This window comes from Sphingomonas kyungheensis (assembly GCF_037120395.1).
GTDB classification, from domain to species: Bacteria; Pseudomonadota; Alphaproteobacteria; order Sphingomonadales; family Sphingomonadaceae; genus Sphingomonas; species Sphingomonas kyungheensis.
Genome location: NZ_JBBBDM010000009.1, coordinates 46,772 through 59,119, shown reverse-complemented (window position 1 = coordinate 59,119; position 12,348 = coordinate 46,772). Strand labels below are relative to the sequence as shown.

Here is a 12,348-nt window from a genome sequence, read left to right as displayed (position 1 = left end):
AGACGATGATGACCGAACCCGCCCCCGGCCGCGCCAGGCGGCTCAAGGCGCTGACCGAGGCGACGCACCAGCGGCTCGATACCACCGTATCGGGGGTCGGCAGCTTCGCGACGCGCGCGGCCTACACGCGCTTCGCCACGATGCAGTGGCTGTTCCATCGCGACATCGACGCGCTCTATACCGATCCGGCGGTACAGGCCTGGCTGCCCGTTCTCGCCGAGCGACGCCACCTGCCTGCGCTGCGTCAGGACCTCGCCGACCTCGACAGCGCGCTGCCCGACGGCGCGGCGCCGCTCTTCCCCGCGGCAGGGACCGTCGATCCCGCCACCGCGCTCGGCTGGCTCTATGTCGCGGAAGGATCGCGGATGGGGGCGGCGCTGCTGCGCAAGGCGGCGGCGCGGCTCGGCCTGTCCGATACGTTCGGCGCGCGCCATCTCGCCCCGGCGGCGGCGGGGCCCGCCGCCTATTGGCGCGCCTTCACCGCCGCGCTCGACGCGGTGCCGCTCGACGCGGCGGGCGAGGCGCGCGTCGTCGCCGGGGCGGAGGCGGCCTTCGCGCGGGTCCAGGCGCTCGCCGACGCGATGCTGCGCCGAGCGGAGACGCAGATCGGCTAATATCCTCCGGAACCACGCAAATTATCGATTAACCATAACCGATTCATGATACGTCTCCCGGACAGGGAGATCGATATGAGGCAGCGGGCGATACGCTTGGGCTCCGCCATCGCCGCGCTCGCGGCGAGCCAGGCGGCAGCGGCGCAGGACGGACAGGCGGGCGTCACGGCGCAGCCGATCCGCTTCGACGTCGCCGCGCCTCTGTCCCCGTCGAGCGGCACCTCGACCGTGTCGCCGAGCAGCGTGCCGCAGGCGATGGAGCGGATGCGCGCCGACGACACCACCGCCGACCTCTCGCTCGGCACGATCTACGCGCAGGGCAAGTTCGGCACCGGCTCGACCACCTCGATCTGGAGTTCGGCGCTCGGCGCGCGGCTGCGGGTCGGCGACTGGACGCTGTCCGCCTCGCTGCCGTGGATGCGCATCCGCAGCCGCTCGACGATCTTCACCGGGATCGATTCGACACCGATCCTCGTCGCCCCCGATACCGCGCCGGTCCGCCGCACCAACCAGGGCTTCGGCGATCTGACGCTCGGCGCGAGCTATACGATCGTCTCCGATTCGACCCCGCTCGAGGTGCAGCTCTCCGGCCGCGCCAAGATCAACACCGCGACCGCGAGCAGCCGCCTGTCGAGCGGCGAGAATGATTATGCCGCCGGCGTCGACGTCTCCTATCCGATCGGCAAGGTGACGCCGTTTGCGGCGTTCAGCTATCGCTTCCTCGGCGATACCGCGCTCTACCGGCTGCGCGACGGACCGGCGGCCTCGGCGGGCGCCTCCTATGCGCTCGACAGCAACAGCTTCCTGCTCGCCTCCTATCATTATTCGCGCGCCGCGACGCGGCTGGTCGACGATGCGCACGAGCTGTTCGCCGGCGCCTCGACGCGGCTGCGCGGCACGCCGCTGCGCGCCACCGGCTTCGCCACCGTCGGCCTGTCGCGCGGCGCGGCGGCGGCCTCGGCCGGCCTGTCGCTGTCGCTCGATCTACGGAGGCGCGATGCCCGCTGACCCCGGCCCCGACGGCGATGATGTGACCCGGGTCTATGCGATCGGCGACGTCCACGGCCGCTACGACCTGTTCCGCCGGCTGATGAACATCATCGAGCGCGACCAGGCGAGCCGCACGGCGGTGCCGACGCGGATGATCCTGCTCGGCGACATCGTCGACCGCGGTCCCGATTCGGCGAAGATGGTGCGCGGCTGCATGAACCTTACTGCCGCGACCGATCGTTTCATCGTCCTCAAGGGTAATCACGAGGAGATGATGGCGGATGCACTCGGTGGCAGCCTGTACGCCTATCGCCAGTGGCTCAAGTTCGGCGGGCGCGAGACCTTGCTGAGCTGGGGCGTCGAGGATGCGGTGCTCGACGGCCCGCCGACGATGGACAAGCTGCGCACCGCCGCCGCGACCGTCGGCGAGGAGGCGATCCAGTGGCTCGCGCGCCTGCCGCTCTATCATCGCCACGGCGCCTATCTGTTCGTCCATGCCGGCATCCGCCCCGGCGTGTCGCTGCGCCGCCAGAAGGCGGAGGACATGCTGTGGATCACCGACGACTTCCTCGATTCGGATCGCCCGCACGGCATGATTGTCGTCCACGGCCATACCGTGTCGGAACATCGTCCGGTGGTGCGCAACAACCGGATCGGCATCGATACCGGCGCCTATCGCACCAACCAGCTGACCGCGATCGGCATCGAGGGCGACGAGCGCTGGATGCTGCACACGACGCTGCTGCCCGAACTGATGCTCACCGCGGAGGATGCCACCGACGCCCCGCCGCTGGCGCAGCACGGCTGATGTCGTCCGGCTTCAACGACAAGCGGCTCGACGCGAGCATCGACGCGATCCTCGGTCTCGGCCGCGACGGGCCGCGCCCGGCGCCGCCCGCCGAAGAGGCGGATCTGCCGACCTTGCAGCGGATCAAGACGTCGCGCCGCGCCTCGACCTCGGTGGCGGTGTCGCTCGGCATCGCGGCGACCGCGGGGGTCGGCTTCGTCGTCGGTCATCACGGCAGCAGCGATGCGCCGACGCCGCCGCACCGCGTCATCGACGTGCCGGCGACCCCCGCGGCCGAACCGGAATCGCCCGCGACGACGGCGGTCGATACGGTCGCGGCGCGCGCCCGCCGACCCCGCCGCCCGCACGCCGCCGCCACCGATGCGGCGATTCCGATCATCCCGGCGACGCCGCTGCTCGCCGAGGCGCTGGCCGCGGCCGTGCGCGGGGACGATCCGCCCGCGCCGATCGCCACCGCCGCCGCCGCGCCCTCGCCTGCGCCTTCACCCGCGTCCGCACCGACCGCCCCGCCGCCCGCCCCGCCCTCACCGACGCCGTCCGCCGCCCCCGCACAGCCGGCCATGTCCGCGAGCGAAGCGCGCGCGCGCCGGGACAGCATCGACGCGATGCGCGCGCTGCGCCGGCAATGATCGCCGCTCGGCATCAGCAAACCAGCCTTTAGCGCCCCCAAGCCCGCCCGGGCTGGCGCGCCGTCCGGCGATCCGCCACAGGCTCGGGCTTTGTGTGCGAAGGCGATGACGCAGCGATCATGATCCGGCTGACCGATGTCCAGAAACACTATCCCGGCGGCACCGCGCCGGCGCTCGACGGCGTGTCGCTGTCGATCGCCAGAGGCGAGGTGTTCGGCATCATCGGCCGCTCGGGCGCCGGCAAGTCGACGCTGATCCGCCTGCTCAACGGCCTCGAACGCCCGAGCGCCGGCCATGTCGAGGTCGACGGCACGTCGATCGAGCGTCTCTCCGCCGCCGAGCTGCGCGCGCTGCGCCGGCGGATGGGGATGATCTTCCAGAACTTCGGCCTGCTCGCCTCGCGCACCGTCGCCGACAACGTCGGCTTTCCGCTGCGCCTCGCCGGCGTGTCGCGCCACGAGCGCACCGCCAAGGTAGAGGCTTTGCTCGACCGCGTCGGCCTCGCCGAACTGCGCGATCGCTATCCGGCGCAGCTGTCGGGCGGCCAGCGCCAGCGTGTCGGCATCGCCCGCGCGCTCGCCACCGATCCCGACGTGCTGCTCTGCGACGAGGCGACCAGCGCGCTCGATCCCGAGACGACGCGCGATGTGCTCGAACTGCTGCGCGACCTCAATCGCGAGCTCGGCCTGACCATCGTCCTCATCACCCACGAGATGGAGGTGGTGCGCGGCCTGTGCGACCGCGTCGCGGTGATCGAGGCCGGGCGGATCGTCGAAACCGGCGCGGTCGACGCGATCTTCGCCGATGCGCGCCATCCGGCAACGCAGCGGATGCTCGCGGCGGTGGCGGCATGACCGGGCTGTTCGCCAACGTCGACTGGACGGAGATCGCGCGCGCCTGCCGCGATACGCTGACGATGCTCGGCGGCTCGCTGCTGCTCACCATCCTGTTCGGCCTGCCGCTCGGCGTGCTGCTCTATCTCACCGGCGAACGCGGGCTGCTCGCCAGCCGGGCGGGCCATGCGGTGCTCGGCGCGATCGTCAACGTGCTGCGCTCGGTGCCGTTCATCATCCTGCTGATCGTCATGATCCCGCTGACCATGGCGCTGGTCGGCACCTCGCTCGGCGTCGCCGGGGCGATCCCGCCGCTCGTCGTCGGCGCCGCGCCGTTTTATGCGCGGCTGGTCGAGAGCGCGTTGCGCGAGGTCGACCGGACGACGATCGAGGCGACGCAGGCGATGGGCGCGACGACGCGGCAGATCGTCACCGGCGCGCTGATCCCCGAGGCGCTGCCCGGGCTGATCGCCGGTGCGACGGTGACCGCGGTCGCGCTCGTCTCCTTCACCGCGATGGCCGGCGTTGTCGGTGCCGGCGGGCTCGGCGATCTCGCCATCCGCTTCGGCTATCAGCGGTTCCAGACCGACGTGATGATCGTCACCGTCGTGCTGCTCGTCGCGCTCGTCCAGCTCATCCAATATGGCGGCGACCGTCTCGCCCGCCACGTCACCCGCCGTTGAAGGTCCTGCCCATGCACCGCCGTCTGCTGCTCGCCACCCTGACGCTGTCCGCGCTCGCCGCCTGTTCGGGCGGCGCGAAGCCCGATGCCAATACGCTCACCGTCGCCGCCACCGCGGTGCCGCACGCCGAGATCCTGGAACAGGTCAAGCCGGTGCTCGCCAGACAGGGCATCACGCTCGATATCCGCGTGTTCAACGACTATGTGCAGCCCAACCTGCAGGTCGACCAGCGTCAGATCGACGTCAATTACTTCCAGACCAAGCCCTATCTCGACCAGTTCAACGCCGCGCGCGACACGCATCTGACGCCTTATGCCGGCATCCATGTCGAGCCGCTCGGCGGCTATTCGCGCCGCTGGAAGACGCTCGCCGCCTTGCCCGATGGCGCCACCGTCGCCCTGCCCAACGAGCCGAGCAACGGCGGCCGCGCGCTGCTCCTGCTCCAGCGCGCCGGGCTGATCCGCCTCAAGGATCCGACCAACGCCCTGTCGACGCTGCGCGACATCGCCGCCAATCCCAAGCACCTCCAATTCCGCGAGCTCGAGGCGGCGACGCTGCCGCGCGTGCTCGGCGAGGTCGATCTGGCGATGATCAACACCAATTACGCGCTCGACGCCAAGCTCAACCCGATCCGTGACGCTTTGGTGATCGAGGATGCCAAATCGCCCTACGTCAATTTCGTCGTCGGCCGCGCCGGCGAACAGAACGACCCGCGCGTCGTCAAGCTGATCGCGGCCTTGCGCAGCCCGGCGATCAAGACCTTCATCGAACGGCGCTACAAGGGGGCGGTGCTGCCGGCGTTCTAGATTCGGTTGGCGCGATGGCCGTTGCGCTGGGAATGGGATTTCGCGCAGAGGCGCAGAGGACGCGGAGGTGTAGCGTTTGCGGCTGGTGTCGCCGATCCGCTCAGGCCTGACGATGACAGGGCCGCGCTGACCGGGGGACTGCCCCTCTGCGTCTTCCGCGTGTCTGCGCGAACCCGGTCACGTCGCACCCGCACAGACATCAAGCCGGACGAAATCACGCCAACAGCCTCAATTGGAACACAAGCGCGCGGCACAAGCGCGGCCCTGTCGTATCGGACCCGGATCGCCGCCGAACCCATGCCGCGCTATCTTCCTTCCCTGTCTCTCGTCGCCCTCCTCGCCGCCGCCGCATGGCGGGTGGAGGCGGCGCCGGCGCAATTCGATCTGGTCGGGCCGCGGCTCGACGTCGCGGTGACGCATAACGGCGCGACGCTGCCGCTCGCCTGGGTGCCCAATCTCAGCGAGGGCGACCGCATTTCGATCAAGCTCGATTCGCCGCCCGCCGGCACCGAGAAGTTCCGCATCGTCGCCAGCTTCCTGCGCGGCGCGGTCGAGCGGCCGCCGCACGACTGGTTCTTCGACACGCTCGCCGGCAAGCGCCACGACAAGCAGGACGGCGGCACGCTGTCGCTGATCGTCCCCAAGGGTGCGCAGCAACTCGCCTTGTTCATCCTCCCCGCCAAGGGCGGCAGCAGCGACGCGGTGGCGAGCGCGGTGCGCAAACAGCCCGGCGCCTTCGTCCGCGCGGTGCAGGACCTGAACCAGGCGACGCTCGACCGCGCGCGGCTCGACACCTTCCTCAACGTGCTGCTCGAGGCCGAGCGGCAGGACCCGTCGAGCGTCAGCGCCACCTCCCAGATCCTCACCCGCAGCCTGTCGATCAAGCTCAAGGCGGAATGCCTGCAACAGCCGGTCGAATTGCAGGCCGCCTGCCTGACCGGCGATCGCGAGACGTTGCTGTTCGCCGACACGCACAGTTCGGCGCTCGCCGATACGCTCGCCGGCGCGCCGACCGATCTCGCCTTCCAGCTCAGCGCGACGCCGCAGGCGGGCTATGGCTCCTACAGCTCGTATATCGGCGTCGTCCGCGATATCTTCCGGCTGTTCGGCGCCTTCCAGTCGACGCAGCTGCAATTCGTGCCGGCGCTGGCGCGGATGGACGACAGCCGGCTGACCTTGCTGCTCAACACGCCTTTGTCCTTCGCCAAGCCGGCCTCGGTGATGGTCGTCGGCCTGCCGGCGATCGAGGCGGCCAAGCCGCCGCCGTTGCGCAAGGGCGAAGACGTCGGGCTGGTCTGCGCGAGCGCGGGCTCGGTGCTGCCGGTCGAGGGCGCGCCGCTCGTCTATGCGACGCGTTACGCGCGCGACGTGCGGATTCGCGCCACCGGCAGCGGCGGCACGACGGTCGATCTGCCCGCGCACGCCGATCCGCGTCGCGGCGGCTATGTCCTCGACCAGTCGCTGCCGGCCGCCGGCTTCACCGGCGCCGTCGCCGGGCAGTTGCTCGGCAATTGGGGGTTCACCGCCTTCGACGGGCCGCGCTTCCGCCTGTCGCGTCCCATGGCGAACCAGTGGAGCGCGCCGGCCGACGCCTCGCTCGTCGTCGGCCGCACCAACACGCTCGCGCTCGCCGGCGAGGGCGGCGGCTGCGTCACCGGCGTGACGATGCGGCGCGGCGACGGCGCGCCGCAACCGCTGACGTGGAAGCAGGACGGCGAGCGCGGCCTGCTCGTCGACGTGCCGCTCGACAAGGCCGCGCCGGGGACGGTGACGCTGACGGTCCAGGGCACCGCCGGTGCCGCGCCCGCGACGCTGTCGCTGCCGGCGTTGCAGGAGATCGGCCGGCTCGACGCGCTGACGCTGTCCGCCGGCGACGACAATGCGCTGCTCAGCGGCTCGCGGCTCGATCAGGTGCGCGAAGTCCGGCTCGGCAGCGTGCTCCTCCGTCCCGGCGCGCTGACCCGCTCCGACCGCGCCGATCAGCTCGTGCTGGCGCCGGCCGATCCCGCGGCGCTGCGCGCGCTCCCCGCCGGCGAGCGCCTCACCGCCGAGGTGCGCTTCGTCGGGGACCGCCGCAAGACGATCGCGGTCACGGTGGCGCCGGCGCGGCCGCTGCCGGTGATCCTGCACAAGAGCGTCGCACCGGCGGTCCATGCCGGGGTGCTGCCGGTCACGCTCAGCCCCGATGATCGCATCGCGCAGGACGCGCGCTTCACCTTCGCCTTCCGCCTCGACCCGGCGACGCCGCTGACCGGTCAGGAGACGATCGAGATCGCGGCGGGCGAAAATGGTGTCACCGCGCGGCTCACCATCGGCAAGGGCTATGACCTGCAGGACGCCGCGACCGGGATCGTCTCCTTCGTGCCGGGCGAGGCGCTCGGCGGCGTCGCGCACGGGCCGCTGCGCGTCCGCATCCTGCGCGACGGCAGCGCGACGCGCTGGGCGCCGCTCGGCAGCGTCGTCCGCCTGCCCGAGGTGCGCGGCATCGCCTGTAGCGGCACGCGCTGCACGGTGAGCGGCGACCGGCTGTTCCTCGCCCAGGCGATCGCCACCGATGCGGCGTTCACCACGGCGCAGCCGATCCCCGACGGCTTCACCGCGACGGCGATCGACCTGCCCGCACCCGGCGGACAGAAGCCGGCGCAGCTGTTCATCCGGCTGCGCGACATGCCCGACAGCGTCGCGGCGGTGGCGGTGCCGTGACGGTCACGCCTGCGGATCGCGCTTGCCGTGGCGGACGCGGATCAGCCCGCACAACGGGCAGCGATGGATCATCGTCCCCGGACGCAGCGTCGCGGGCTTGATCGACCAACGGTGCAGTCCCAGCCGGCAGCGGAAAGCGGGCATGATTTGCTCCTGGAAAAAAACGCGCTCTTGCGCCCGACGCGATGCCATTATGCTGAACCGGTCGTTTATCTTCGGTTCACAGCCCCCGAGGCGCGGCAAAACTTTGCGCGCGCGACGGGAAGCACATCTTAACCTATCCGATGATAGACGAAGATCATGCCATCCGTCGATCCCACCCCCTATCCCGCCTGGCTCGCCCAGGAAGAACGCCAGGCCGATCGCCTGCCGGTCAGCTGGCCGTCGACGATCTCGTCGCTCAAGTTCGACGAGGAGCCGTGCACGATCTGCGACGTCACCCATCTCGGCTGCCGCGTCCTGCTCGATCGCCGCGTCACGGTCGGGACCTATGTGACGATCGCGATGCCGCAGCTGACCAAGCTGGAGGGCTGGATCGCCTGGAACCGCGGCCATGAGGTCGGCGTCGAGTTCAGCCATCCGCTGCCGGCGAGCATCCTCGACGATATCGAGACGCGGCTGCGCGCCGGGCCGCCGCACTGATCCCACCGTACCGTTCCGTGACGGCATGCCGGTAGAGAGACGCTTCGCACCGCGACCATCTCTGCTACGACGGCGCCATGCTCAAGACACGGATCAGGCGGCTTTCCCATCAGCGCGACTCGGCGGCGGAGCAGTTGACCGCGATCGAGGCGTCGATCGTCGCGCTCGATGACGAGGATCTGCTCGACCTCGCCGACATCTTCCGCGCCCGCGCAGAAACACCGCTTGCCCTGATCGCGGCCTCGGAGATGACGCGCCGCGGCCTGCGGCTCTAGCCTTCACCCGACCGGCGCGGCGTCAGAGCCGGCGAGCGTCGTCGGTCCGCCGGCCCGGCAGCGGCGTCGCGAACCATTGACCGGCGGCCCGGCCGAACCGCCGGTCATCCCCGGCGTGGTCGCGACTGGTTGAGCGTTGGCCGGCCCGCCGCGCTGTCTGCGCTTGGTGTCCGCCAGTCCCGTCGCGTCAGTCGCTTATCCCGTAAAATCGCCGCGCGCTGGCGGCGAACAGGCGGCGCTCGCCCGCCGCATCCAATCCGGCGAGCGCGCGCGCGGTCGCGAACCAGTCGGCATAATCGTCGCCGCTGACCAGCAGCACCGGCCAGTCGCTCCCCCACATCAGCCGCTCGCCGAAACAGGCGACGAGATGGGTGACATAAGGCGCCAGCGCCGCCGCCGGCTCGCCTGCGGCCTGTTCGGTGCGCAGCCCGGACATCTTGCACCAGACATTGTCCAGCCCGGCCAGCGCCGCGATCCGCTCGCGCCACGGATCGAGTCCGCCCGCCGCCGCGCCCGGCTTGGCGGCATGATCGATGACGATCGGCAGGTCGGGCCAGCGCGTCGCGAACGCATGGAGCGGCACCAGATGCCGCGGCTGGACGAGCGCATCGAAGCGCAGGCCGTGCGCGATCATCGCGCGGATCGCCGGGTCGAGCGCGGGTTGCAGCAGCCAGTCGTCCTGCGGGATCGCCTGGAGCATCGGCCGCAGCCCCCGCAGCTTGCGCCGCCCGGCGAGCGTCGCGATCCGCGCCGCCGCATCCTCGGCGAGCAGGTCGGCCCAACCCACTACCGCCCCGACCAGCGGCTCGTCGGCGGCGAGCGCGCACAGCCAGTCGGTATCCGCATCGGTCGGCTGCGACTGGACGAGCACCGTTGCGGCGAGATCGATCCCCGCGCTCGCCGCGCGCAGATCGGCGATGGCGAAATCACGGTGGATCACCGGCAGGTCGGCGTCGGGCCATTGATGCCCCGGCGTGTCGAGCCGCCAGACATGCTGATGCGCATCGATCACGCCGCTGACCGGCGGGCGCGGCGCGCTCACGGCTGTTCGTCGAGCGAATAGATCCGCTCCGCCGCGACCCATTTCTCGCCCGGCGCGGCGAAGGGCAGGCGGCGCTGGAATTGCTCCATCAGCGCCTCCCACGCCTGCACGTCGGGGTCGGCGGCATCGGCCGCCGCCTTGGCCGTCGCGGAGAAGGCCGGTCCGGTCTCCATGACCATCGCCAGCCGGTCGCCGACATGCCAGATCTCCAGCGATTCGATCCCGCTCGCGCGGATCGACCGGTTGATCGCGGCGGGCGGTCCGCCGGCGCGATGCCAGTCGCGATAGGCGGCGATCGAGTCGGACGACGGATCGATGTCGAGCAGCAGCAGGTGACGGGTCATGGCACGGGCCTCGGCATGGGTCGGGTCGCGCGTCATCGCGCAACCCCCGCGCCACGGCCAGCGATTTGACACGCCCCGCCGGCTTTCGCATGGCAGCGGAGCAAGAGGGAGGGCGCGATGGCGTCGGGTTCGAAGACCACCTACGCGGCGCCGGCGGTGGAAAAGGCGTTCGAGATCCTCGAACTGCTCGAAACGCAGCCGAGCGGGATCCTGATCAGCGAGATGGCGGTCCGACTCGGCCGGTCGGTCGGCGAGCTGTTCCGCATCGTCGTGGTGATGGAGCAGCTCGGCTATCTCCAGAAATCGCCGCGCGACGACCGCTATTCGGTCGCCTACAAGTTGCTCGACCTCGCCTATCGCGCCACGCCGGCGCAGGATCTCGTCGCCGCGGCGCGCCCGGCGATGCGCCGGCTGGCGATCGAGACCGGGCAATCGTGCCATCTCGTCGTGCTCAACGGCGGCAGCGGCCTCGTCATCACGCGCGAGCAGAGCCCGGGGACGCGCGGTTTCTCGCTGCGGCTCGGCGCGGGGATCGACCTGCTGTCGAGCTGTTCGGGCAACGTCCTGCTGGCCTTCGCCTCCGACGAGACGCAGGCGGCGGAGATGGCGCAGGCGATCGCCGCCAGCGCCAAGCCGGTCGATCGGGAGGCGCTCGACCGCAAGCTCGATCAGGTGCGGATGCGTGGTCATGACCAGCGCCAGAGCCCGATCACCCGCGGCGTCACCGATCTCAGCGTGCCGGTGTTCGGGTTCGACGGTCAGATCGCCGCGGCGCTGACCATTCCGTTCCTCGAGCTGATCGACGGCTCGCAGACCGTCGATATCACGACCGCGCGCACGCTGCTCCGCAGCGCCGCGGCCGACATATCGACGACGCTCGGCTTCCACGCCGGCTGACGCGGTTTCGCTCTTGCACGACGGCGCTGCATCTTTCATATATGCAACCTCTCTTGCAGAATGGACCTACCGTGCTGACGATCGTGTGCCAGCAACCTTTTGCGCTGGAGGCGGTCGAGCGCGACGCGCCGGTCGCCGGCCCTGACTCGCTGCTCGTCCGCATCCGCCGCGTCGGCCTGTGCGGCACCGATTATCATATCTACGCCGGTCGCCAGCCGTTCCTCTCCTATCCGCGCGTCATGGGCCACGAGCTCGCCGGTGAGGTGATCGCCGCGCCGGCCGGCTCCGCCTTCGCCGTGGGGCAGGTGATCACGATCAACCCCTATCTCGCCTGCGGCACCTGCATCGCCTGCCGCGCCGGCAAGCCCAATTGCTGCACCCGGGTCGCGGTGCTCGGCGTCCATGTCGACGGCGGCATGGCGGAGGTGATCGCCCTTCCCGAACGCGCCGCGATCGACGCCACCGGCCTGACGCTCGATCAGGCGGCGATGGTCGAATTCCTCGCGATCGGCGCGCATGCGGTGGCGCGCGCGCGGCTGCGCGGCAACGAGACCGTGCTGGTCCGCGGCGCCGGGCCGATCGGCCTTGCCACCGCGCTGTTCGCGCGGCTCGACGGCGCGCGCGTCCTGCTGTTCGATACGCGCGCGGCACGGCTCGACCAGGCGCGCAGCCGCTTCGGCTTCGATGCCATCCTCGCCGACGCACAGGCCGACGCGCGGCTCGACGCGGCGAGCGGCGGCAACGGCTTCGACTGCGTGTTCGACGCGACCGGCAGCATCGCCGCGATGAACGCCGGGCTCGCCTGCGTAGCGCATGGCGGCAGTTACGTGCTGGTCGGCGTCGCCAAGGGCGACCTCGTCTTCGCCGACCCGGAATTCCACAAGCGCGAGACGACCCTGCTCGCCAGCCGCAACGCGCTCGCCGCCGACTTCGCCCGCGTCATCGCCGCGATCCGCAGCGGTGCGATCGACACCGCCGCGCTTCACACCCACAGCGTCGCCGCGATCGACCTGCCCACGGCGATGCCGGGGCTGATCGAGCGCGCCGATCAGGTGCTCAAGGCGATCGCCAGCTTCTGACCG

At 70.9% G+C, this 12,348-nt stretch carries 15 protein-coding genes; 12 read left to right on the top strand and 3 right to left on the bottom strand.

The features are described from left to right. The first annotated feature begins 8 nt into the window (after positions 1-8). From V8201_RS15070 to V8201_RS15035, 8 genes are all read left to right on the top strand, one after another. A complete protein-coding gene (locus V8201_RS15070; protein WP_336545793.1) occupies positions 9-614 on the top strand; it encodes a biliverdin-producing heme oxygenase in 606 nt (201 codons plus the stop codon). Between the two features lie 96 nt (positions 615-710). Then, positions 711-1,622: a transporter gene (locus V8201_RS15065; RefSeq protein ID WP_271300075.1), complete on the top strand. Its 912-nt coding sequence runs from the start codon at positions 711-713 to the stop codon at positions 1,620-1,622. Beyond that, positions 1,612-2,412: a metallophosphoesterase family protein gene (locus V8201_RS15060; protein ID WP_271300074.1), complete on the top strand. Its 801-nt coding sequence runs from the start codon at positions 1,612-1,614 to the stop codon at positions 2,410-2,412. The genes V8201_RS15065 and V8201_RS15060 overlap by 11 nt, the downstream gene beginning before the upstream one ends. After that, a complete protein-coding gene (locus V8201_RS15055; protein ID WP_336545792.1) occupies positions 2,412-3,041 on the top strand; it encodes a hypothetical protein in 630 nt (209 codons plus the stop codon). The genes V8201_RS15060 and V8201_RS15055 overlap by 1 nt, the downstream gene beginning before the upstream one ends. A gap of 119 nt (positions 3,042-3,160) precedes the next feature. Continuing rightward, on the top strand, positions 3,161-3,895 hold the full coding sequence (locus V8201_RS15050) for a methionine ABC transporter ATP-binding protein (protein ID WP_336545791.1): 735 nt from the start codon (positions 3,161-3,163) through the stop codon (positions 3,893-3,895). Further along, positions 3,892-4,557, top strand: a complete 666-nt coding sequence (locus V8201_RS15045) for a methionine ABC transporter permease (RefSeq protein WP_336545790.1) — start codon at positions 3,892-3,894, stop codon at positions 4,555-4,557. The genes V8201_RS15050 and V8201_RS15045 overlap by 4 nt, the downstream gene beginning before the upstream one ends. Positions 4,558-4,568: 11 nt before the next feature. Continuing rightward, entirely contained in the window at positions 4,569-5,363 is a 795-nt protein-coding gene (locus V8201_RS15040) for a MetQ/NlpA family ABC transporter substrate-binding protein (protein ID WP_037534064.1), read from the top strand. 297 nt (positions 5,364-5,660) lie between these two features. Further along, complete coding sequence (locus tag V8201_RS15035) at positions 5,661-8,066, top strand: hypothetical protein (RefSeq protein WP_336545789.1); 2,406 nt, start codon at positions 5,661-5,663, stop codon at positions 8,064-8,066. A 3-nt stretch (positions 8,067-8,069) separates the two neighbouring features. Here V8201_RS15035 and V8201_RS15030 read toward each other — a convergent pair whose 3' ends face one another. Further along, positions 8,070-8,210 carry a hypothetical protein gene (locus tag V8201_RS15030; protein WP_153810798.1) on the bottom strand — a complete coding sequence of 47 codons (141 nt, stop codon included), beginning with the start codon at positions 8,208-8,210 and terminating at the stop codon, positions 8,070-8,072. A 156-nt stretch (positions 8,211-8,366) separates the two neighbouring features. On the opposite strand from V8201_RS15030, the gene V8201_RS15025 reads away from it, so the two are divergent. Together V8201_RS15025 and V8201_RS15020 are read left to right on the top strand one after the other, a co-directional pair. Beyond that, the gene (locus V8201_RS15025; RefSeq protein WP_271300070.1) at positions 8,367-8,708 is read left to right on the top strand and encodes a PilZ domain-containing protein; all 342 of its coding nucleotides are present in this window, start codon (positions 8,367-8,369) and stop codon (positions 8,706-8,708) included. A gap of 77 nt (positions 8,709-8,785) precedes the next feature. Then, complete coding sequence (locus tag V8201_RS15020; RefSeq protein WP_336545788.1) at positions 8,786-8,983, top strand: hypothetical protein; 198 nt, start codon at positions 8,786-8,788, stop codon at positions 8,981-8,983. A 187-nt stretch (positions 8,984-9,170) separates the two neighbouring features. Here V8201_RS15020 and V8201_RS15015 read toward each other — a convergent pair whose 3' ends face one another. After that, positions 9,171-10,025, bottom strand: a complete 855-nt coding sequence (locus V8201_RS15015) for an amidohydrolase family protein (RefSeq protein WP_336545787.1) — start codon at positions 10,023-10,025, stop codon at positions 9,171-9,173. Next, the gene (locus V8201_RS15010; protein WP_336545786.1) at positions 10,022-10,405 is read right to left on the bottom strand and encodes an L-rhamnose mutarotase; all 384 of its coding nucleotides are present in this window, start codon (positions 10,403-10,405) and stop codon (positions 10,022-10,024) included. Before V8201_RS15010 ends, V8201_RS15015 begins: the two co-directional genes overlap by 4 nt. An 81-nt stretch (positions 10,406-10,486) precedes the next feature. Between V8201_RS15010 and V8201_RS15005 the strand changes: the two genes are divergently transcribed. Next, positions 10,487-11,266 (top strand): IclR family transcriptional regulator, encoded by a 780-nt coding sequence (locus tag V8201_RS15005; protein ID WP_037534059.1) that lies wholly within the window; start codon positions 10,487-10,489, stop codon positions 11,264-11,266. A gap of 71 nt (positions 11,267-11,337) precedes the next feature. Beyond that, positions 11,338-12,345 (top strand): zinc-binding alcohol dehydrogenase family protein, encoded by a 1,008-nt coding sequence (locus V8201_RS15000; RefSeq protein ID WP_336545785.1) that lies wholly within the window; start codon positions 11,338-11,340, stop codon positions 12,343-12,345. The last annotated feature ends 3 nt before the right edge of the window (positions 12,346-12,348 follow it).